The organism is Paenibacillus sp. FSL R5-0636 (assembly GCF_037974255.1).
GTDB lineage: Bacteria > Bacillota > Bacilli > Paenibacillales > Paenibacillaceae > Paenibacillus_AQ > Paenibacillus_AQ odorifer.
This window is the reverse complement of the sequence record NZ_CP150232.1, coordinates 5,194,752-5,218,570: the sequence shown is the minus strand read 5'-3', so window position 1 is coordinate 5,218,570 and position 23,819 is coordinate 5,194,752. Positions and strand designations below refer to the sequence as shown.

At 45.3% G+C, this 23,819-nt stretch carries 18 protein-coding genes; 14 read left to right on the top strand and 4 right to left on the bottom strand.

All coding sequences use genetic code 11. The features are described from left to right. The first annotated feature begins 429 nt into the window (after positions 1–429). Entirely contained in the window at positions 430–2,022 is a 1,593-nt protein-coding gene (locus tag MKX34_RS23690; protein WP_076297430.1) for a sensor domain-containing diguanylate cyclase, read from the top strand. A gap of 657 nt (positions 2,023–2,679) precedes the next feature. Here MKX34_RS23690 and MKX34_RS23685 read toward each other — a convergent pair. Next, positions 2,680–3,048 (bottom strand): hypothetical protein, encoded by a 369-nt coding sequence (locus MKX34_RS23685; RefSeq protein WP_256717671.1) that lies wholly within the window; start codon positions 3,046–3,048, stop codon positions 2,680–2,682. Between the two features lie 331 nt (positions 3,049–3,379). Between MKX34_RS23685 and MKX34_RS23680 the strand changes: the two genes are divergently transcribed. From MKX34_RS23680 to ascB, 11 genes are all read left to right on the top strand, one after another. Continuing rightward, positions 3,380–5,974, top strand: coding sequence for a fibronectin type III domain-containing protein (locus tag MKX34_RS23680; RefSeq protein ID WP_076297428.1), 2,595 nt, complete (start codon positions 3,380–3,382; stop codon positions 5,972–5,974). Between the two features lie 526 nt (positions 5,975–6,500). After that, positions 6,501–7,469, top strand: coding sequence for an SIS domain-containing protein (locus MKX34_RS23675; RefSeq protein ID WP_076297427.1), 969 nt, complete (start codon positions 6,501–6,503; stop codon positions 7,467–7,469). A 16-nt stretch (positions 7,470–7,485) separates the two neighbouring features. After that, positions 7,486–8,298, top strand: coding sequence for a fructoselysine 6-kinase (locus MKX34_RS23670; RefSeq protein WP_076297426.1), 813 nt, complete (start codon positions 7,486–7,488; stop codon positions 8,296–8,298). A gap of 97 nt (positions 8,299–8,395) precedes the next feature. Further along, the gene (locus tag MKX34_RS23665; protein WP_076297425.1) at positions 8,396–9,109 is read left to right on the top strand and encodes a GntR family transcriptional regulator; all 714 of its coding nucleotides are present in this window, start codon (positions 8,396–8,398) and stop codon (positions 9,107–9,109) included. Positions 9,110–9,199: 90 nt separating this feature from the next. Further along, on the top strand, positions 9,200–10,780 hold the full coding sequence (locus MKX34_RS23660) for an amidohydrolase family protein (RefSeq protein ID WP_076099846.1): 1,581 nt from the start codon (positions 9,200–9,202) through the stop codon (positions 10,778–10,780). 2 nt (positions 10,781–10,782) lie between these two features. Further along, positions 10,783–12,213, top strand: coding sequence for a YfcC family protein (locus MKX34_RS23655; RefSeq protein ID WP_076099844.1), 1,431 nt, complete (start codon positions 10,783–10,785; stop codon positions 12,211–12,213). 378 nt (positions 12,214–12,591) lie between these two features. Beyond that, positions 12,592–14,529 carry a BglG family transcription antiterminator gene (locus MKX34_RS23650; RefSeq protein ID WP_339203583.1) on the top strand — a complete coding sequence of 646 codons (1,938 nt, stop codon included), beginning with the start codon at positions 12,592–12,594 and terminating at the stop codon, positions 14,527–14,529. 29 nt (positions 14,530–14,558) lie between these two features. Beyond that, positions 14,559–14,897 carry a PTS lactose/cellobiose transporter subunit IIA gene (locus tag MKX34_RS23645; RefSeq protein ID WP_038572728.1) on the top strand — a complete coding sequence of 113 codons (339 nt, stop codon included), beginning with the start codon at positions 14,559–14,561 and terminating at the stop codon, positions 14,895–14,897. 1 nt (position 14,898) lies between these two features. Then, the gene (locus MKX34_RS23640) at positions 14,899–15,204 is read left to right on the top strand and encodes a PTS sugar transporter subunit IIB (RefSeq protein ID WP_036683292.1); all 306 of its coding nucleotides are present in this window, start codon (positions 14,899–14,901) and stop codon (positions 15,202–15,204) included. Between the two features lie 3 nt (positions 15,205–15,207). Further along, entirely contained in the window at positions 15,208–16,506 is a 1,299-nt protein-coding gene (locus MKX34_RS23635; RefSeq protein ID WP_076148309.1) for a PTS transporter subunit EIIC, read from the top strand. Positions 16,507–16,524: 18 nt separating this feature from the next. After that, a complete protein-coding gene (gene ascB, locus MKX34_RS23630; protein ID WP_076297424.1) occupies positions 16,525–17,985 on the top strand; it encodes a 6-phospho-beta-glucosidase in 1,461 nt (486 codons plus the stop codon). Between the two features lie 158 nt (positions 17,986–18,143). Here ascB and MKX34_RS23625 read toward each other — a convergent pair whose 3' ends face one another. After that, a complete protein-coding gene (locus MKX34_RS23625) occupies positions 18,144–18,797 on the bottom strand; it encodes a GntR family transcriptional regulator (protein ID WP_076297423.1) in 654 nt (217 codons plus the stop codon). Positions 18,798–19,016: 219 nt separating this feature from the next. Between MKX34_RS23625 and uxuA the strand changes: the two genes are divergently transcribed. Then, positions 19,017–20,093 carry a mannonate dehydratase gene (gene uxuA, locus MKX34_RS23620; RefSeq protein ID WP_076225242.1) on the top strand — a complete coding sequence of 359 codons (1,077 nt, stop codon included), beginning with the start codon at positions 19,017–19,019 and terminating at the stop codon, positions 20,091–20,093. Next, positions 20,094–21,704, top strand: a complete 1,611-nt coding sequence (locus tag MKX34_RS23615) for a mannitol dehydrogenase family protein (RefSeq protein ID WP_038572720.1) — start codon at positions 20,094–20,096, stop codon at positions 21,702–21,704. Between the two features lie 319 nt (positions 21,705–22,023). Here MKX34_RS23615 and MKX34_RS23610 read toward each other — a convergent pair whose 3' ends face one another. Both MKX34_RS23610 and MKX34_RS23605 read right to left on the bottom strand, forming a co-directional pair. Continuing rightward, positions 22,024–22,863 (bottom strand): hypothetical protein, encoded by an 840-nt coding sequence (locus MKX34_RS23610; RefSeq protein WP_339203577.1) that lies wholly within the window; start codon positions 22,861–22,863, stop codon positions 22,024–22,026. Between the two features lie 22 nt (positions 22,864–22,885). Further along, positions 22,886–23,728: a DNA-binding protein gene (locus MKX34_RS23605; protein ID WP_141118619.1), complete on the bottom strand. Its 843-nt coding sequence runs from the start codon at positions 23,726–23,728 to the stop codon at positions 22,886–22,888. Positions 23,729–23,819: the final 91 nt, after the last annotated feature.

Sequence of the window (23,819 nt, the reverse complement as noted above, 5' to 3'; positions counted from 1 at the left end):
CTTGATATGACTAGGTTATTGAGTTTAGTTCCATATCATATCAATAAAAACTCATGTCTTAAAATCCTGCGGTACGTGAGTACCGTACGGGTTCGACCCCCGTCCTCGGCATCACAGTGAAAACCTTGAGAAATCAAGGTTTTTTTGTTTTTCTTGAGTAATGCTTCCGTCAAAAACTAAAGGTTCTGTGTGTCTTGGAATCACATCCGAGCTCACAGAATCAGGGTGATAACACTCCTTTTCAGTGCTTGTCTAATCACAAGCTCTGGAGAGGAGTTTTTTAATATGGAAGATTTCATGAACCGCCGTATATCAAACGGTAAGCACAGTGGTATGAGAGATCCGAGCCTTTTGATTACTGTCGAATAACATCTTAATTTGTTGTATTATTGATTAAGCTAGTTTTCAAGAACCAAGGAGGGTTAAAGTTTGCTTACACTGAGAAGAGCCGAGCCGCGTCAAAGTAAAAAGCTCAGTCTCACATCGCTGCTTACGGGCTTGGTTACGCTGGTGGTTCTACTAACTTCAAGCATTCTTCTGATTGGCTCTTACGAGTCCAAAAAACAATCATTGATGGAGACTACGCTCCATCTGAATTACTACAACGCTGACCGAATGACCAAAACAATGGATTCCTTATTTCAGTCCATGCGCAGCAGTTTGGAATACAGTGCTGAGACACTCTCCGATGACGAAACCTTAACGCCCAAGCAAGTGAATGATAATTTGGAACTGATGCGCAATAGTAGCAATTACTTCAATTCTATCGCCGTGCTCAATGCCGACGGTCTGATCCGCAATGTAGTACCGACTAGTTTGGGGTCAGCAGGAAATCATATAACTTCTAAGGTCGGTTTGGAAGCTTTGGCGCTAAAAAAACCTTACATATCCTCCCCCTACATGACCCAAACCACCAATAGACTAATCGTTTTTATGAGTCAGCCGATTTTTAGCAAGAATGGTATATATCGCGGTATTTTGAGCGGCACATTTTATCTGCAGGAGAACAATATTTTGTCTATGATTTTTGGCGATAATAACGTGGACGATTCTGGCTCCTATTATTATATTGTGGATTCAAGCGGGCATCTGTTGTACCACCCGGATAAGCAGCTCATTGGGGAGGATGTTAGCAATAACAAGGTTGTGCAGAAACTCATGAATGGGGAGAGTGGGGAACAGCAAGTGCGTAACACCCGTGACGTTGAAATGCTTGCCGGATACTCCAGCGTTCCAGCCAACGGATGGGGAATTGTGGTCGTTTCGCCGATTAGTGTCATCCATCATCAACTGATGGGGCACCTTCGGACCATTCTCTGGTATTCGTTGTTTCCGTTCATTATACTCCTGATGGGCGTCATTCTCGTAGCACGCAAGCTGGCCCGGCCTTTTGTGTACCTGGCAAATCTGGTGAGCAGGATGGGTAAGGAGAAGATTGAATTGCCAGAAGCGAAGCCGCAATGGAGCCGAGAGGCAGATCTGCTGACCAAGGCTGTGTTGCTTGCCGTGACGGATATTCAGAAGCAGACGGATCAACTGACCCAAGAGGCTACGACGGATGCTCTGACCGGTTTAATGAACCGAAGATCCTTAGAGTATACGATGAGTCAGTGGATTGACTCAGGACAACCGTTTTCGCTCATTGTGCTGGATGTAGACAAATTCAAACTCGTGAACGACACCTACGGCCATCTCATCGGCGACGAAGTGCTGAAACATGTAGCCAATGTTATAGTTACCTCGTTTCGTCCAGACGATGTTTGCCACCGCTACGGCGGTGAAGAGTTCATCATCTTGCTAGCCCACACTAGACCCGAGGAAGCCTTCACCATAGCTGAAAGAGTCCGGCGGGCAATGGAACAAAGCAGGGGGCCAATCCCGACACAGGTTACGATCTCTCTAGGAATCGCCCATTATCCTATTCATGCATTGGAGCGGGAGGGGCTGCTGGAGAAGGCGGATCAAGCGTTATACCTGGCCAAGAGCAGGGGAAGAAACCGGACGATGGTCGCTGATGTTTGAAACAATGGCTCGAAATATGCGGTACTTGCCACGTCCCCGGCATCATAGTGAAAACCTTAGGAATACAGAATTTGCGTAGAAGTATATAAGTCTCCTTTGCTGTATCTGATTAAACAGTAAAGGAGACTTTTTAATGGTTATACGTTTAACAAAAGTTAAAGGCAGCACTATCAACAATGGAAGAGCATTAAACAGTTTATCAATTAGAAGAAAGCGAATAACCTCAATGAACATACAATCTTTGATTACACCAAGCACGTCAATGCTTTGTGAACATTTCCCTGATTCAACAGAATCATATGAGCAGTTAGAAGAATCCGCCTTAGTAGGTGGGTTTTGAGGAGTTATCCGTCAACCACACTCATCTGCGCATATTCAATTGTGCTGAAAGTACTCGCCTGAGCCCCATATGCGGTGCTGGAATTCGGTTTAGTAAGATATTGTTTTCCACCTTGCGGTAAATTATTTGCACAACCCACATCCGCACCAGTGTTGATATTCGTGAAACCGGCAGTGACGCTCCGAAATTTGAGGGTTCAAATAAGTAGACAAACCCAACATATATTTCGCGGCTAGGGATGAAAATCATAAGTTTGGGGTTTAGTTAACTGTTCTTTGCGCACATTTTCTTTCAATTAAGGTACATCGCATCGGCCACTAGACGCTCCAGTACTGCCTTCGAGGCAGTGGCTTCCTTTGCGCCCGATGCTCTAACGACCAACTGTACCGGCTTGCCAGAGCGGAGATGTTTGTCTGCCTGGCAAAGCTTCGTGTCATCATTATGTTCTTCGATATGCGCGGTGAAGCGCAGTTCCTTGACCTTCTCTTTACTGTTTCACCTGGACATTCGTCCGGTATCCGCCTTGAACGCCGCCGCTTTTCCTTGTCTTTCGCCATCAGGCTGCACGGCGGCAGGCTACTCATCGGCGAGGTGCACACCAAATATGCTCCTTGCGAACGGGCCATTGCCAGCGCCTCCTCTCTGGAGGCGACCCCGAGCTTCTCGCCACTAAGTCCAGTCAACACCACCTCCAATGCTCTTATCTGTTCATTGATTTATATTGTCACAAAACTGAAGCCTCTCTTGAAAAAAATGATAAAGCTATCATATATGGAACATGATTTTGGTTCAATTATCTACTTGTAAGTAATGCACATTGATGTTGGTCCCATAGTCTTTGGCAATTATAAAATCATGTATTTCCTTTAATGGATCTAACTGGATATAAACGTTCACAAAGTATTCCTTGGAAGGGATAAACTGTTTGTGTAAGTATTCACAATTATTCCACCTTGCAGTATTATAATATAAGTTGATCGCAATAACCAAAATTTAACTATACAGGGGGAAACAAGCTTGAAAAAAATTAGTTATTTATTTGTAGTCTTTGCAATGCTGTTTCAATTGATTCCACCGCTATCAGCTTCGGCAGCGGTAACTACATACAAAGGGGGAGTATTGGATGGTCTTCCTATGAATGTGGGAGTCAGTGTAGGTAGTGCTTTCTATACTGTCTCAGAATTAACAGATAACAATGCCGCTACAGTTAAAAACATGGGTACAAGTATTGCTTGGTATACTTTCTCTGCACCACAAGATATTGAAGCAGTTATTATAAATAACGTGTCGAGCAGCTATAGTTCAAAGATAGAATTCTACGATAACAATAATACTAAAATCGGTGAGTACATTCCTGTTACGAATGATGGAGTAGAAACACTTTCGAATCCCATAACAGGTGTGTATACGGTTGTGCTTAAATCAACGTCTGCTACCAACTTATATGTACGTGAATTCAACGTATACACAACTCCAACAGCTGTACCTAATGTCCCGACAATTAGTTTTTCTGCAGGATGGGACAAAGTAACTGAAATTAATTGGACTTCGACCGGAGCGAAAGCGTACAACGTCAAACGCTCTACATCAGCTACTGGACCATTCGCTACTATTGCTACCGATGTAAAGGGAACAAGCTACAGCGATACTACAGTTGCAAATGGTACAACATATTATTATGTCGTCGCCTCTAGTAATGAAGCAGGTGAAAGTGTTAACTCCACTGTATCGGCTGCCGTACAACCCAATGCAACGAAATATACCGGAGGATTATTAGATAAATTGCCAATCAATGTAGGCGCATCGGTAGGCACGACAGCTTATACAGTGCGAGAATTAACAGATAACAATGCCGCTACAGTTAAAAACATGGGTACAAACATTGCTTGGTATACGTTCTCTACACCACAAGATATTGAAGCAGTTATTATAAATAACGCGTCGAGCAGCTATAGTTCAAAGATAGAATTCTACGATAACAATAATACTAAAATCGGTGAGTACACTCCTGTTACGAATGATGGAGTAGAAACACTCTCGAGTCCTGTAACAGGTGTATATGCGGTTGTGCTTAAATCAACGTCTGCTGCCAACTTATATGTACGTGAATTCAACCTATTCTCAAATCCAACGGCTGCACCTTATGCACCGACAATTAGTTTTTCTGCAGGATGGGATAAATTAACTGAAATTGTTTGGACTTCGACTGGAGCAAAATGGTATAACGTCAAACGGTCTACATCAGCTACTGGACCATTCGCAACAATCGCTACCGATGTAAAGGGAACAAGCTACAGCGATTCCACGGTTACAAATGGAACAACATATTACTATGTCGTCACTAGTAACAATGAAGCAGGTGAAAGCGGAAATTCAAATGTGATGAGTGCGCAACCCAATGCAACGAAATATACCGGAGGATTATTAGATAGATTGCCAATCAATGTAGGCGCATCGGTAGGTACGACAGCTAATACAGTGCGAGAATTAACAGATAACAATGCAGCTACATTAAAAAATATGGGTACCAACATTGCTTGGTATACGTTCTCTGCACCACTGGATATTGAAGCGGTTATTATAAATAACGCGTCGAGTAGTTATAAATCACTCGTACAATTCTACGACAAAAATAATATCAAAATCGGTGAATACACTCCTGCTGCGAATGATGTAATTGAAACACTTCCGAGTCGTTTAACAGGTGTGTATACCGTTGTAATCAAATCAACGACTACAGCCAACTTGTATGTACGTGAATTCAACGTTTTCGGAGAGGCAAGCCCAATTCCGCATCTTACTGCGACTGCTGGGAATGCTAAAGTTACTTTGAATTGGGATGCTGCCGTGGCTAATGCTACAGGTTACATTGTAAAACGAAGTGACACAGCGGGTGGTCCTTACATTGATATCCAAACCGTTACAGGCACTACTTACACCTACTTGGATAGTAATGTTATAAATGGTGAAACCTACTATTATACTGTTATAGGGAAAATAGGTACAGGCGAAAGCGGCCTCTCCAATGAGGTTTCTGCTACACCTAATTTTGAAATGAAAGTACCGACGAATCTCACTGCGGTAGGTGGAAACAAACAGGTAACGTTAAAGTGGGAAGCTGTAAATGGTGCTACTGGATACATTGTGAAACGTGGAACAGCAGCAGGAGGGCCGTATTCTTTGAAATTAGTTACTGTTCCTTCAACCACACTAACCTATTTGGATACCAATGTAGTGAACGAAACAACCTATTATTATGTAGTGACTGCTTTGTACGGACAAACGGAGAGTGCCAATTCAAATGAAGCTTCCGCTAAGCCTAACGTGGGTGATGTGGGTGAAGACAATGGTGACAGAGCTCTCCTGTTCATTATGCTTAATACCGGAGAGCAGAAAGAATATGATGTGTCCATCGCAGTAGTTAATGCTTTCGTGGAATGGTATGAGAATCGTGGTAAAGGCGTGGGTCCTGTAACCTTTGCAATCGACAAACAGTCCAATAACAAAGGTCCTTTTAAAAGTCGTAAAGACTATATTATTTACGATAAAATCATTACTTTTGAAGTAAATGAATATACATCAGTGCCAACACCACCATCCTCAAAAGAATAACAATCATAAGTAGTAATAAGTAGTAATAAGTGAAAGTGGGTGTCCCAAAAGCCATGCAAATGGTGGCTGGGACACCCTTTGTTTCATAGTAGGGTTGAAGTTGTTGATTTGACAGACGCTCCGCGAACGGACTGTTGCTCCAATCGCTGATATGAACGAGACTATCAAACGCAATTGTAGCTTCTTCGTTTTCCCCTCCGTCTGCAGTGAGTACACTACGAACTGTGCACGTGCATCTTCACCTCTAAGGTTAGGCACATAGCGATTGCATGGATTCTCTATTGCGGTTTTTCTCCTTGTCTTCTAACTCAGCTTCTCAATCCTTCTTATCTATTGGGTTTGGTGATCTCTAACCCTACAAACATTTACCCTCCGGCATTTAGCTTATGGCTTATCCTTGTCTTCTGGTTTCTTTGATTTCTCAAATATACCTGAATAAATTAATAGTTGACAGCATTTTTGAAAGCGGTTATATTTATCTCGTAAACAATACGTTATATAACGTTATATCAAAGGAGAGAATCAAATGAATACAAATCTGGTTGTTCAAAGTATCCGTGAAAAAGTGGCAGAGGGGATTTCAGAGGTATATTTTGTAGCTTGTGGGGGTTCACTGGTTGATATGTATCCCGCGAAATATTTTTTGGATAGTGAAGCGAAGAAACTGGTAGCAGGGCTCTATACGGCGAATGAGTTTGTTCATGCATTGCCTAAACGTCTGGGCACACAATCGGTAGTAATCGTTTGTTCCCATGGCGGAAATACACCGGAATCGGTAGCTGCGGCGCAAGTAGCCAAACAGCATGGAGCGCACACCATTGGCCTAACCCATAACAAGGAAGCTGCGCTGCTGAATTACTCTGATTATTCTTTCTTGTATGAATGGGGAGATGATAGCAATGTGAAAAATAACCCGATGGCTATCATTCTGGATCTCGCTACTCAATTGTTAGATGCGGCTGAAGGGTATGCGCATGTTGAAGCTTTTCAAAAAGGATTGGAAGCCATCGATGGCATTATTAACCAGGGTAAAAAGCAGGTCGCTCCACGTGCCCGTGTGTTTGCCAACAAATACCGTAATGAGGAGCTTTATTATATCTTGACGAGTGGAGCTTCGTACGGACATGCTTATGGATTTGCAATCTGTTCTTTGATGGAAATGCAATGGCTGCATGCTGCGGCGATTCACTCCGGTGAATTCTTCCATGGTCCTTTTGAAGTGACGGATAAAGAAACCCCATTCATCCTAATGATTAATGAAGGGCGCACCCGTGAGCTGGATGAACGGGCACGGACTTTCCTGAATCAGTATGCAGAGAAAGTCGAAGTGATTGATGCTAAAGAGCTGGGAATTGGTACAATTGCTGATGAAGTTGTGGAATTCTTTAATCCGGTATTATTCTACAGTATCATTTGTGTCTATCGCGAGGCTCTTGCCGAGGTGAGAAATCATCCGCTAGAAACCCGCCGTTATATGGGGAAAGTAGCCTACTAATCGGGAGGATAAAACCATGAAAGTTCTAGGTATTGGCGATAATGTGGTAGACAAGTATGTTCATCAGCGTACGATGTATCCCGGCGGCAATGCGCTCAACTTTAGTGTTTTCGCCAAAGGTGAAGGAGCTGACGCGGCTTTCCTCGGTGTTTTCGGCGATGATGACGAGGCACGTCTTGTGGAAAATACGCTGCAGCAGCTGGAAATCGATATCTCACATTGCAGACATCATAGCGGAGAGAACGGATGTGCACGGGTAACCTTAGAGAATGGGGAACGGGTATTTCTGGGCAGCAACGAAGGCGGGGTTACGAGACTGAATCCAATAGCGTTGAGTGAAGCCGACAGAGAATATATCCGCGGGTTTGATATCATCCATACAGGGCTTTATAGTCATACCGGACATCTGCTGGCGGAGCTGAATGAACTGGGAATTCCCCTCTCTTTTGATTTCTCCGATGACTTCGAGGATGCGCAGGTAGAACGGTATATTGGCAATGCGGATTTTGCTTTCTTTTCCTGCAGCCATATGACGGATGAAGAGACGCAGAATTTTATTGAGACTAAACGCAGAAGAGAAGGCCAAGTATTGGTGGCAACACGCGGGGGAGACAGATCCATTGCCTATGATGGAGCAAGCTTTTATTATCAGACCCCTGAGCTTATTGAGGCTGTTGATACGATGGGAGCAGGCGACTCTTATATTACTGCCTTTTTAATGAGTATGATTAAGGATGGTGATATTCAAGCTGCTATGCGGGAAGGCTCCAGATTAGCTGCCAAGAGCTGTATGGTGGAAGGTTCCTTTGGATTCGGGGCTTCTTATTAACAACGGATGCGTACTTATCTTTGCTTGTGAAAAAGAGGATCGTTTGTTACTCTAACAATAGAGTAATATAACGTTATATAACAAGTGAGGGTAAATCATGTTAAATTCAGAGCAGGCAGAGCCATTATATATTCAATTGAAAAAAGCGGTCCAATCCGCCATTGCGAACGGTACCTTTAATTCAGGAGATAAAATTCCTACTGAAATTGAGCTTAGTGAAACATATAATGTCAGCCGAATTACTGTTAGGAAAGCTATAGAGGAATTGGTGAATGAGGGATATCTGACGAAACGCCAGGGCAAGGGCACTTTTGTCAACGCACAAAAGATCGGCCGCAAGATTGAGCATGTCATCAGTTTTACGGCGGCCTGCAAAGCCAATGGTGTTTCATCACACAGCGTCGTTACGGAGAGAACTAAACTTAAAGCCGATCAGGAAACCGCGGAGCGGCTGCAAATACAGCAGGGTGAACCGGTGTTATATATTCAACGTAAAAGATATGCTGGCGAAAGACCCCTAATGCTGGAAAATAACTATTATCCGTATGACCGTTTTTCTTTCTTAATGGATGAAAAGCTTGAAGGATCGGTATATGAGCTGCTGCGGAAACGTTATCATATTGATCCCAATCAGCCAGGCGAAACAATATTACAAATCACCTTGGCTGATGAACAGCAAGCAAAATTACTGGAGATTCCCATTGGCGATCCTTTGTTCTATATGAACACTATTATTTATGATCAGGACAGTCAGCCGGTTCATGTAGGCAAGCAGTACATTATCGGTGACCGTTATCAATTTACTTTATAATTCATTCTGCTTCTTGCGGTAAGCGGGAAGCAGAAGCTTCGATATAACGTTATAAGTCGTATTATTAATCGGCAGAAAGGCGTTGAAATCATGGAAGCAGTTAAACATGGTTTTGCAGATCGGGTACTGTTGTCTAATGCAGTATTTACAGGAATAGAAGATGGCGCTTCACCGGCATTTATTGCCCTGCAAGGGGAGCGAATCGTCGCGGTTGGAATCCCGGCAGAAGCAGAGGAATGGATAGGACCGGCAACATTTGTTCATCATCTGAAGGATGCGTTCATTATGCCTGGTATACATGATAACCATGTTTTTTTTACCGGTTACATGTCCATGCACCGTGGAGTGGATCTGACGAATGTCGCTACAATTCAAGAGGCTTTAGAGTTGCTTAAACAAGAAGCAGAAAAAATACCCTCAAAGCAAAATGTATACGCTTACGGGTGGAGTGAAGAGTGTTGGGGCGAGCTTCCGGGGCAAAGCTTATTAGACGAAGCTTTTACTGAATGGGCTGTAATCGCCATTAATCTGACGAAAAGCTATTGTTGGATGAACAAGTTTGCTCAGGATAAGTATCAGTTTCTCCCTGACCAATGCAGCGCGGAATCACGCGCCCTCCTCCTTCATGACATGATGCAGGATCAGGAATTAGTCAGACAAGAGTTTTTGGACTTTGCCCGAATGCTTGCTAAACGGGGTGTCACTTCGATAAAAGATATAGGCTTTGACAGGCATAGCGGTTTGTTGCCGGTCCTTGAAGAGCTGGAAGCAACGGGAGAGCTGCCGTTGCGGGTCCATTTTGCGCTTGAACCTGTATTGCAGCCGCTTGATATTTCCACGGGTTTGCAGTACAAAGAGCGTTATCAAGGAGAATTTCTTCGGTTTCAGGGATATAAGCTGATGTTGGATGGTGTGGTAGCTGATCATACGGGAGATATGCTGGAGCCTTATGCGGATATGCCAGGTGTTACAAACCTGCAGTCAGTTGACTACGAAGGGTTAGAAGAGGCATTTCGGGCAGCAGACAGCCATGGAATTAAATGCTGTCTAACGGCTGAGGGGGATGCAGCAATTCGTAAGGCAGTAGACATGATCGAAGATTGCAATCGTAACCGGGGAGCACAGCGGATTAGGCATTCAATCAGCGATTTGGAATATCCACATCCCGAAGACATTCAGAGGATGGGGGAGAACGGGATTTTTGCCGAGGTATATGCTCAGATCTTGCTCTTAAATCCTTCTTATGAGGATGCTTATATGGCTGCTGTGGCCGGAAAAGAGAATGAAAGCCGGTTTTATAATTACAAGTCCATGCTTGAGGCCAATGTACCGATTACGATAGGTACAGATTTGCCGCTTTTCCTCACCAGTGTTCCTGATTCGCTGTATGCGGCTTCTTTTCGGTTGTTCCCTGATGGATCCCCTCCGGGAGGCTGGAATTCCGAGCAGGGGATGCCGGCATCAGAAGTCCTAAAGGCCTGGACGATTAACGGGGCCAGACATTGCGGTATGGAAAGTACAGGAACCTTGGAAGTTGGAAAAGCTGCTGATATCGCTGTATTTGACCGTAATCTTCTGGATACAGCTGCAACCGAGATTAGAGATGCACGTGTGATTTTGACAATTACCGCCGGTCAAATCACCTATGATGCTGCCAGGAACGAGGGGTAGAAATGGAAACGGTTAAACGTAAAATAAAATGGTCCCTTCCTCATAGTTATACATTGATTTTTCTGATTATCGTGGCTATTGCCGGATTAACCTGGATTGTCCCGAGCGGCCAATTTGACCGTCAGGAAGTGCTGGTGGATGGTTCCTCCAGAACAGCCATTATCCCGGGAACCTATCATACCGTTCCCAAAATTAGTGAGCAAGGGGATTTGAGACAAGGATTTGCCCAAATTGCCAGTGCGCCGTTAGAAGGAATCATCAATGCTGCTGATGTCGTCGCCTTCGTCCTGATTGTAGGGGGAGCTTTTGGAATTATTCTGCAGACTGGGGCGATTGACCGGGCACTGATGGCTCTAGCCGGAAGACTCAAAAGTAAAGGGATATTACTGATTCCGATAGCCATGGTGATTTTCAGTCTGGGGGGTTCAACCTTTGGAATGAGTGAAGAAATCATTCCGCTTTATGCCATTTTTATACCGTTAATGTTTGCCTTGGGCTTTGACTCCATGACGGCGATTCTCATTCTATTTCTCGGAACACAGATCGGCTATGTCGGATCAACCGTTAATCCTTTCTCTGTATTGATTGCGCAAGGCGTAGCAGGGGTGCAGGGAAATCCACAGCTATGGCTCAGATTTATTGAATGGGTTGTTTTTACTGCGATATCGATTGGTTTTACGATGTGGTATGCGCAGCGGGTGAAGAAGAATCCGGAGAAATCAGCGGTATTCCAAAATGATATTCTAAACCGCCAACACTTCATCAAGGAGAACGATGGGATAGATGTAAGTTTCTCGAACCGGGATAAATTAATTATTGGAGGCTTCATCTTTACCTTGGGGCTAATTGTCTGGGGAATACTGAGCAAAGGCTGGTATATGACCGAGATCGGAGCGCTTTTCTTTGCACTTGGGATTTTTTCGGGGATTGTCACCCGGATGAGTCAGAAGGAAATTGCCGAGAATTTTGTTAAAGGTTGCGGAGAATTTATCTACGCTGCCGTGATTATCGGTTTGGCCCGGGGGATCCTCGTCGTTGCAGAGAACGGGATGATTATCGATACCATTTTGAATGGGCTGGCTACTATGCTTGAGGGCTTGCCGAATTACTTGTTCACCACCATCATGCTGGTCGTGCATAATATTATTACGTTCTTGGTTCCTTCTTCATCAGGAGAGGCGGCCTTGACGATGCCTGTGCTTGCACCATTAGGCGATCTTGTGGGTGTTAACCGCGAAGCAGTAGTAACCGCATACCAATTTGGAAATGGATTAACGAATCTCATTTCGCCAACAGGCGGTGTGCTGCTGGCAGGTTTGGCCATCGCCCGGATCAATTTTGGACAATGGTTAAAGGTAATTCTCAAGCTGTTTCCGATTCTTTGGCTGGTGGCGGCAATCTTTGCCGCAGTTTCCTCAGCTGTAGGCATGTAGTGGATAAAAAATATTGCAAAGCCATGCGGGATTCCCCGCAGAAGATAATCAAAATCCCAAGGTCATACTGACCTTGGGATTTTTGACTCTATATATTAATCCTATTCCCCTCACATCCCATCTGTAGAAAATGAATCGTCCTCCTAACTAATTTATTTTTGTTTATTTTAACAATTAATCGGCACTCTCCTCTTTGTTGTATATTTCCTCCTGATTTGTGGCCACAAATAATGTATGCTAAGAATTTAATCCGTTATTTACCTATCCGTCAGTTTCTGCCGTTCCAAACAGCAGAATACAAACTGTTCAGAAGATAACGCTTCCACGTATGATGTATTCATAACCAGCTGAGTGCTTCATCCGATACTAGTATCACAAATGAGGGAATTTAAGGTGAGAGAATATACGATTGTTAATATTTTATATACCCGCAAGAGTCCTGTGCGCATGAGTGAGCTGATTGCCGAAGTGGGGTTGTCCGAACGGACTCTCCGTGACGTAATCCGTGCACTCGACAAAACAGGAGAGGCGAATGGTTTTGGTATCCGCATGATCCGCGGCCAGGGTTATCTGCTGGAGATTGGTGATGAAGCCAAATTCAGTAGCTACCAGGAAAAAGGAATGCTGCAGCTGGATCAGGTGGATCTCGATAATAAGCAGTCACGCCAGCAGTATTTGCTATTTTATCTCTTACAGAATGATGGCTATCAGTCTATGGATAACATGGCGGAAGAAATCGGCGTCAGCCGTTCTACCATTATTTCTGATCTGAAGGAAGTAGAGCAGCGACTGGCCGCTTTCCGGCTTAGCTTGAAACGTCGGGCTCATTATGGCATGAAAATCGAGGGGGAAGAGCAAGACTTCCGCAAAGCCTTTTCTTACTTTATCTTGCAATCGGGTCATACGCTGCAGCATACGGAGGATTTTCATGCCTTCAGTCAGGACTTTGATGCTGAGCAGCTTAAGGGATTTCTACTGCAAATCCTCAAGGAAAAAGAACTGAAGATCTCAGATGTGTTTCTAGATAATATCTTGACCCATCTGTTCATTCTTCTATACCGGGTTTCCAAGCACAATTTCATTGTGGCTGGTCAAGCCTTGCAGGGAACACCTGAGCCGCTGTATCAGGATATTGCTAGGAGCATCGCAGATTTTATCTCCTCTCACTACCGGATTAAGCTTCCGGCGGATGAGATTGATTATTTGGCGCTGCACATTTCTGGTAAGACCATTATGGAGCGGATGTCGGAAGAGACCAAATCGCATCTGCGGGAGGGAATCACGGCTATTCTGGAGCGCTTGGACCGCGAGTTCCTCACTGGATTCACTCAAGATCACGAGCTGCGCGAAGCGCTTCTATTGCATATGTTCCCGCTGCTGAACCGGTTGTATTACAATCTTCAGCTCGGCAACCCATTGGTGGAGGATGTTTACAGCCAGTATGCCAATGTGTTCGTCATTTCCTTCCGTTTCGCTGAGATTGTAGAGGAGCAGTACGGGTTTCGGATGTCGCGCGATGAGGCAGGGTATGTCGCGTTGCATTTTGCCACCCATCTGGAACGGATGCAGCAGCGCAATCTGGAGAAGTTCAAGCGGATTGCCGTGATCTGCTCGACGGGAGGGGGCAGTGCCCAGTTAATCCGGCTGAAGCTGGAAGCGGTATTCCCCAAAGCGTCGGTGATCACAGCCTCCATTACGGAGGTGGAGGAGATCAGCAGCAAGCCTGTGGATCTGATTCTCTCTACTGTACCGCTGGCAACAGAGATTAAGGAAAAACCGGTGATCCATATCAAACAGCTGCTGGATGATCAAGAGATTCAGCGGATCAAAGAAATATTGTCTTTGCAGATTAATCGTACAGAACCGTCCTACAAGCTGATGGATTTCAAGGATTTGTTCCGCAGGGAGCTGTTCCATCTGTCTGGTTCGGACGAAGATTACATGGAGCTGTTAAAGCAGCGCTGCCGGGAGATCGTGGGCAATCATTATGCAGCTGACGATTTCCCTGAACAAGTGCTGCTCAGAGAGCAGAAATTCACCACCATTTACAAAAATGGGGTGGCCGGCCCGCATCCGATGCGGATGAGCGCGATCCGCGACTGTATAAGTGTTACCGTGTTGAAGAAACCGCTGATCTATGAGGGTAAGCCGGTCCAGTTGATTTTTCTGATCAATCTGGGTCCGGGGCAGTTGTTCCTGCACAAAGAGATCAGCAAGCTGCTACTGGTTCTAATGGAGAAGGAAGACAGCCGTAACCGGCTGCTAAACACGAATAGTTATGAGCAATTTATGAATGAGATAGAGAACCTACTATAAATAAAATGACGATACGGAGTGGAGAACCCATGGATTATGAACAAACGATTATGCAGATTATTGCCAGCAGCGGAGAGGCTAGAAGCCTTAGCCTAAAAGCGGTAAGAACCGCGCGCGCCGGAAACCTGGAAGAAGCAGGCGAGATGATTAAGAACGCCAAGACCAGCCTGACCAAAGCACACAAAGTGCAAACGGGGCTGATCCAGGCTGAAGGCCGGGGCGAAAAGACAGAAATTACGCTGCTGATGATTCACGCGCAGGATCATTTGATGAATGCCCTGACGGTTAGAGAACTGGCTGTAGAACTGATCGAAGAAATTAAAGAACGCAAAGCGCTCGAACTAGAATTGAAAGGATCGGTGAACTAAGATGAAAAAAATATTGCTCGCCTGTGCAGGCGGATTCTCGACAAGTATGCTGGTGGAACGGATGAAAGAATCGGCACGGACACAAGGGGTTGAAGTGGTTATTGATGCGGTGGCAGAGAGTGATATTGCCGATCAAAAGCCTTTTGACATCATTATGCTTGGACCACAAATGGGACACGCCGAAGGCGATCTGGCCGCAGAATATCCGAACATTCCAGTAACTACGATCGATATGATGGACTATGGCATGATGGATGGGGACAAGGTGCTGGCTACAGCACTTGAACTGATGGAGAAGGGGGCTTAAGTCATGGCAGGCGGCGCAGAATGGAGAGCCAAGATCCAGAAAGTCAGCACGAAAATCCAAAAAAACACCTATATCAGCGCTATTTCCAACGGTCTGATGGCCTTGATGCCAATTTTGATTCTGGGCGCTATTTTTTCCCTGATTAATGCACTCAAGCTTGATCCTTATCAGAATTTCCTGGAAAGCACTGGACTCAAAACTTATACTTCGATTCCGGCAACCGTAACCACTGATTTGATCGCACTCTACGCGGTGTTCTCCATCGCTTACAATTTCGCTACCCAACATAAGCAGCAAGGCTTCTCGGCAGGGATTTTGGCGCTGATGAGTTTCTTGCTAGTTACACCAAAAGGACTGCTGGATGACGGTGTGACCAAAGCATTTGGTTACTCCTGGTTGGGCGCCAAGGGCTTGTTCGTGGCAATCATCCTGGCACTGCTGGTAGGTAAGATCTATACCTTTGTATTGGAAAAGAAATTCTATATCAAAATGCCGAAGGGTGTTCCGCCCACGGTTGAGAAATCTTTTGCCGCGCTTACGCCTGGTTTTATCGTAGCGGTTCTGATGTTAGTGCTGACGGCGATTTTCGCCGCAACGAAATATGGCAATATGCACGAGTTTGTCTTCTCGATCATCCAGCTGCCACTGACTAGTCTGGGGGGTACCTGGTGGGCGATGCTGATCTGCATCTTCGTAATTCACCTGCTGTGGTTCTTTGGAGTTCACGGCACCTTGGTAGTCTATTCCGTTGTCGGCCCGATTTGGGTGGCTTTGGGACTTGAAAATCTGGACGCTTACCAAAGAGGTGTGGAAGGTACGCATATCATTGGTTCACCGTTCTTCCCGGTTTATGTACTGATCGGTGGTGCGGGGGCAACGTTAGGTCTCATTATTGCGATGTTGTTCGCCAAATCTACACGTTATAAGACACTTGGTAAACTGGCAATTATCCCAAGTCTGATCGGTGTCAATGAGCCGGTGATTTTCGGGATGCCATTGGTGCTGAATGTTCGGTTTATGATTCCGTTTATCCTGACTCCGCTGGTGAGTAGTGGTCTGGCGATTCTTCTGACGACGCTGGGTATCCTTCCTGTGCTGCACGGGATTCAGGTGCCGCTGGGCATTCCGGTGCTGGTTAATGGCTGGATGAACGGGGGCTGGCGCGTAAGTGCGTTCCAGCTGGTTATGATTGGTGCAAGCTTCATGATCTACTATCCATTCTTTAAAAAAGCCGATGCCGAAGCGCTGGAGCAAGAGCAGCAGGCTGAAGCTAAAGCGGCAGCAACCGCTGCCGCCAATTAATAAAAGGAGACTCAACCGATGACTTATCCATTTCCGGAAAACTTCCTGTGGGGCGGTGCGGTAGCCGCCAATCAGGTCGAAGGCGCGTATAATGAGGGCGGGAAGGGTTTGTCTACTGCTGATGTAGTCAAATATTGTCCTCCAAAGGAACGGCAGAGCCTGGAACAGCTATTGTCCATGTCCGGCCCACAGCTAGAAGAGGCCATACAGGATGATAATCAGGGAAATTACCCCAAACGCAGAGGGATTGATTTCTACCACCGCTACAAAGAAGATATCGCCTTGTTCGCTGAGATGGGTTTTAAGGTATTCCGTATGTCCATCTCCTGGCCACGTATTTATCCGAATGGCGATGAGCAGGTACCTAACGAGGCAGGATTGCGTTTCTACGACGATGTTTTTGATGAGTTGCGCAAATACAATATCGAGCCGCTGGTCACCATTTCCCATTATGAAATGCCGGTGCACCTAGTCACCAAATACAACGGCTGGGAATCCAGAGAACTGGTTGAACTGTTCGTCCGTTATGCGGAGACTGTGTTTACCCGTTACCGGGATAAGGTGAAGTATTGGCTGACTTTCAACGAAATCAACTGTACGCTCAAAGCGCCGTTTCTGGGCGCAGGGATTATTCTGGATGGCAAGTCAAATGAGAAGCAGGTTGCTTTTCAGGCTTTGCATCACCAGTTCGTAGCCAGTGCGCTTGCGATTAAGCGGGGCCGGGAGATCAATCCGCAGTTCCAGATCGGCTGCATGCTGGCCCGTAAGCTGCTCTACCCATATTCCTGTCATCCCGGTGATGTACTGAAAGCGCAAGCGGAGAACCAAATGGCAATGTTCTGCTCCGATGTTCAGGTTAGAGGTTATTATCCTTCTTATATCCGCCGGCATTTGGAGCAGCATGGAGTGACAATAACCATGTTGCCGGGGGACGAAGCTTTGCTGCGGGACAATCTTGTAGATTTTCTTTCCTTTAGTTACTACATGTCCTCAGTAGTCAGTGTGGATGAGAGCATCACGGCCACCACGGAAGGTAACCTGTCCTCAGGGCTGAAGAATCCCTTCCTGAAAACTTCCGACTGGGGCTGGCAGATCGATCCAAAGGGGCTGCGGTTTGTGCTCAAGGAGATGCATGACCGCTACCAGCTTCCTTTGTTTGTAGTAGAGAATGGTCTGGGTGCTGCAGATGTACTCGAACTGGATGGCACCATCCGTGATCCATACCGGATAGAGTATCTGGCACAGCATATTGAGCAGATGGCGGAAGCCATTGCCGATGGCGTGAAGCTAATGGGCTACACCAGCTGGGGCTGTATTGATCTGATCTCGGCTTCCACCTCGGAGATGCGCAAGCGGTACGGCTTCATTTATGTTGATCAGGATGATGCAGGCAATGGAACGCTGCTGCGTCTGCGTAAGGACAGCTTTTACTGGTACAAAAAGGTCATAACCTCTAACGGTGCAGATTTAAGCTATTAGTGTGGTGTTATAGTCCTTGTTCATTTTTTATGAAAACCTTGAGAAATCAAGGTTTTTTTGTTTTTTTAATAAGGAATAGGAAGCTTGTGAGTTTCTTCTTATAACGAAGTTTTATCCGGGAAGGCACTTAACTTATGGGCAAGCCGCTTTTTGGCCGACTATTTTTTTAGGTATTCCGAGAAGTTCTCCTGAAAGTCCAGTGAATGAATATCTTCCCGAAGATGGTGGTGGATTAGCGGACCGATATTGGTGGTTTCCTTTTGCACCATAAGCTCAAGAATGGATTGGTGTTCGCTCCAGATTTCTTCCAGCTTGTCGGTCTTGAGCATGTGCAGTCTGCGGTACCTGAGATAATGTACATTCGACTGCTGGATCAGAGTCCACAGATACTCACGTCCAGCAAGCCTGTACAAGGCCCGGTGAAACTCGTCGTCTAAATTAAGGAAAGAATCTACAGCATTCTCCTGCCCGATGACCTCTTTTTGTTTCTTAAGAATCTCCTTCAGTTCGTGCACCCCGGGTAGTAAAAGCTGTGCAGAAAGATCCTTGAGGATCTCCTTTTCCAGTGCGCAACGCAAGTATGTGATTTGTTCAACAGATTCTAGATCAATAAAGGACACAATATTACCTTTTTTCGGGTAGATATCGGTATAAGATTCCAGTGCAAGCTGCTTGAGAACATCACGCAACGGCGTACGTGAAATCTGAAACCGCTCAGACAAGGCTGTTTCACTTAGAATGGTACCTGGCTTTAACGCCAGCGTGAGGATTTCGTGCTTCAGTGTGTTTAGAATTTCAGCTTTGATTGACATTTCTGTTCCTGCTTTCAATTGTTGATGACAGATACAGTACTAGTATACATGATAAGTTCGTTCATTAAAATTATCGAGATGAAAATAGGGTGGAAATTCCTTGTTTTTATGATAAAATTCCTGATGAATTTGTGATTGACAAAGAATTGTTCTTATTCTATGATCAAGTAAATCTTGTATACAAGATAGATGAAAACGAATTCACAGGAGGGTTTATCAATGAACATGACGTGGAGATGGTACGGCGAGGGCAATGACAATATCACGCTGGATCATATTCGGCAGATTCCGGGTGTAATGGGGATTGTCTGGTCTTTGCACGAGAAAGTAGCTGGAGAAGTGTGGGAAATGGAACGGATCCAAGAAGTGGCGGATCAAATCACCAGTAAGGGTTTCAGCACGGCTGTAGTAGAAAGCGTCAACGTTCATGATGATATCAAAATCGGCTTGCCGACCCGTGATAAATATATCGATAATTATATCGACACCATTCGTAAACTCGCCAAGGTTGGCGTTAAGGTGATTTGCTATAATTTTATGCCTGTTTTCGATTGGACCCGCACAGAGCTGTATAAAGAGTTGCCTGATGGCTCGAATGCTCTCTTTTATGAAAAGGCTGCCATTACCGATAATCCGCGTGAGATGGTGGACCGGATTCTGAAGGGAGCTGGACAGTTCACGATGCCGGGCTGGGAGCCGGAGCGGCTGGCGAAGCTAGATGAGCTGTTTGCGGCTTATGCGGATGTGACGGAAGATAAACTGTTCGACAACCTCCAGTATTTCCTGGAACGCATTATTCCAGTATGCGAGGAAGTGGACATCAAGATGGCTATTCATCCGGATGATCCGGCTTGGCCGATCTTTGGACTGCCGCGTATTATCCGCAATCGGGATATGATCCGCCGCTTTCTGGATTTGGTGGACAGCCCGTACAACGGTTTGACGTTCTGCACAGGGTCACTCGGCACGAATCCGGATAACGATCTGCCAGCGATGATCCGCGAGTTCCATGACCGTATTCATTTTGCACATATCCGCAATGTGAAGGTATTTGAGAACGGTGATTTCATTGAGGTGTCGCACCGTGGGCGTGACGGAAGCGTTGATGTGGCCGAGGTGGTCAAAGCCTATCATGAGAACGGATACATTGGTTATGTACGTCCGGATCACGGGCGTCATCTTTGGGGGGAAGAGAAGAACTGCCGCCCGGGTTATGGTTTGTATGATAGAGCTATGGGCATCATGTATTTGCTTGGTGTCTGGGATAGCTTGGACAACGTCAAGGAGGCAAAATAAATGCTGCATCTGACCAGAAGCAGTATCCAAGGGGAAAAAGCAGCTTGGAAAGCTGCTGGAGTGGAGCTTCCACAGTTCGACTATGAGCAGGTAGCAAACAATACACAGCTTAAACCGGAATGGATTCATTTCGGTGCAGGTAATATTTTCAGGGGATTCGTGGCAAATGCTCATCAGAAGCTGCTGGATAGCAGGAAGTCGGATACAGGTATTATTGCGGTGGAAACCTTTGATTTCGAAATGATTGATAAAGTTTACAAGCCCTACGACAATCTGACCCTTTTAGTGCTGATGAATGCTCGTGGTGATTTTCAGAAAAGAGTAGTCAGCAGTATTGTGGAGGGAATCGCAGCGGACAAAAACCGTGAAGCGGAGTACCGCCGATTGATCGAGGTGTTCGAGAATCCGAGCCTGCAAATGGCCAGCTTCACCATCACGGAGAAGGGATACTCGTTGACGGATCCACACGATAAATATCTTGGCATTGTGAAAAAGGATATCGAGAGCGGACCGGAGCATCCTGTTCATGTCATGAGCATTGTAGCTTCGCTTGCTTATCGAAGATATCTGAAAGGCCAATATCCGATGACCTTTGTCAGCATGGACAACTGCTCACACAATGGCGACAAGTTGAAGAACGGTGTTGTGTCCATCGCTAAGGAATGGGCCCAAAGAGGACTTGTTGTGGAAGACTTTGTGCGCTATCTGGAAGATGAACGATTAATAACCTTTCCATTGTCCATGATCGATAAAATCACACCACGTCCTTCGGAGAGTGTACAGGCCGCGCTTCTGGAACAGGGAATTGGTGATATGGATGTAATCATTACCTCCAAAAACACATATACCGCTCCTTTCGTAAATGCCGAGATTAGCGAATACCTTGTAGTGGAGGACAACTTTACGAACGGACGTCCACCACTAGAGGAAGCCGGAATTATTTTTACGGACCGGGAGACAGTCAACAAGGTGGAGACGATGAAAGTAACGACCTGCCTTAATCCGCTGCATACGGCGCTTGCTGTTTCCGGTTGTCTGCTTGGCTACACCTTGATCGCGGATGAGATGAAGGACGATACTTTGCGGAGGTTTGTGGAGATAATCGGTTACAAAGAAGGTCTGCCCGTCGTAGTGGACCCGGGGATTCTCAGTCCAAAGCAGTTCCTGGACGAAGTCCTTACGGAGCGTTTTGCCAATCCATTTATCCCCGATACTCCACAGCGGATTGCTACAGACACTTCGCAGAAGGTGGGTATACGGTTCGGTGAAACTATTAAATCCTATATTCGACGGGAGGAGCTCGATCCAGCGCAGCTAACAGCGATTCCACTGGCTATCGCGGTGTGGTGTCGTTACTTACTAGGAGTGAATGATGCTGGAGAGGTCTTCACATTGAGTTCAGATCCGTTACTAGAAACACTGCAGGGTTACCTGCAAGGAGTTTCGCTTGGAGACCAAACCGCAAGTGTGCGCCCCATTCTTGAAGATGAGCGACTTTTTGGGGTTCCGTTGTACGCAATTGGTCTAGGCGATAAGATTGAGGTTATGTTCCAGGAAATGATGGCAGGCCCAGGAGCGGTACGGAGAACATTAGAGAACTATTTGAAGTGAAAGCTAGGCAGTTAAGTAGATTTGTTTTAATATAGGAGAAAATAAAGCAAAAAAAAGTCCCGAGGTAATCAATCGGGGCTTTTTTTGTATGATTTTAAAAAATCCAAACAAAGTGTGAAAAGAATCTTATGTAAAATGAGAAGAACGAAAGTTAAACTAAAAACATGGCGAATAACCGGTGTTCGTCAACTGAGCGACGAATTTTGAGGGGGTTCAACACTATGTTGTGAGGCGGGCAGAAAGGCCGGCAAAGTAGAAGCGGCGAAATGAACGGTATAAATCCCGCAGAATGCAGCTGATTGGGTGAATACGGAGAAATCTACGGGATAAATGCTTTAGAATGCAGCGGATGGAGCAGATGTGGAGAAATGAACAGGATAAATCCCGCAGAATGCAGCTGATCGAGCGTGATGTGGCGAAATGAACGGGATAAATCCCGCAGAATGCAGCTGATCGAGCGAATGTGGCGAAAAGAACGGTATAAATCCCGCAGAATGCAACGGATCGAGCATACGGAGAAATCTACGGTATAAATCCCGTAGAATGCAGCTGATCGAGCATATACGGAGAAATCTACGGTATAAATCCCGCAGAATGTACCGGATCGAGCATATACGGAGAACTCTACGGTATAAATCCCGCAGAATGTACCGGATCGAGCATATACGGAGAATTCTACGGGATAAATTCCGCAGAATGTACCGGATCGGGCGAATACGGGGAAATGAACGGGATAAATCCCGCAGAATATATCGGATCGAGCGAATACGGTGAAATCTACGGTATAAATCCCGCAGAATGTACCGGATCGAGCGAATACGGGGAAATGAACGGGATAAATCCCGCAGAATGCGGCTGATCGAGCGAATGTGGCGAAATGAGCGGTATAAATCCCGCAGAAAGCAGCGGATCGAGCGGATGCGGAGAAATGAGCGGCATAAATCCCGCAGAATGCAGTCGATCGGGCGAATACGGTGAAATGAGCGGTAAAAATCCCGCAGAATGCAGCGGATCGAGCGAATGTGGCGAAATAAACGGCATAAATCCCGCAGAAAGCAAAGGATCGAGCGGACCGGTCCGGATCAATACACCTTAAAGGAGTGATTCCGCCCATTAACCGGAGAACCACTCCTTTTTTATAGCCAACTTTATAATCCAATCAACGACGACCTCCGTGATCGTTAACTGTGTAAATTGCTGAACTCGATTCGCGAGCTGAAGGACCTAGTAAACTCTTTTTCGATTATTGTTTTCATGATATTGTGATGTACTTTGAGTTGTGATTGATCGGCGTGGTCTCTAAGGAGTTCAAAGAGCGCTGCTGATTTTTTGAAGCCTGTATCATCGTCTAGCTTGATGCTTAATAATAAGATTTCTAGAATAGTGTTGATTGTATCGTACATATTCTCTTGTTTATAGTAATACATCGCCAGCAGATAAATGTAATCCTCATGGTATCTGATATTCACAATAGTCTCATGTTCTCCTATGTCATCAACATTGATTTTGAATTCCTTCAGAATCCAATCAACGGAATAATCATGTATTATCGAAGATTCTAAGATTGTAATGAGTCCCGGCAATAACTCTTCATCATCACTTTTTCTAATAAACTCAACGTATTTATGTAGGACTCCCATTTTGCCTTCCAACAGATCGATAACGTATGAATTGGCTTTTGCTATATTGCGGTAATATTCGACTTCATTAATACCCTCTTCATCTAAACCTACTATCCAGCCCAGGTCAGCATACTTCTGAATACATATTTTTGCCTCGTCAAACTTACCGGATTTTTGTAGTGCTATACCTTTTGCGCATGAGCTATATCCAAAATAATAGGGGATACTCCGTTTCAGTTTAGGACCTCTTATGAGGTTACTATTGTTTTCATATATGACGGAAATTTGTTCATGTAGCTTGTCTGCAATTTCAATCATGGCATCCCAATTTTCAAATGAAAATGATGCCTTAAGCATCTGAATCAAGGAATCCACATTCAACCCTTCCAAATCCAACTTCAATCCTATCTCCCTTTCTAGAGCATATCATGCATCGATTAAGATAATTGTATTTCATTTCTAAATTATTCATTTATTTTACATTAAATCATGT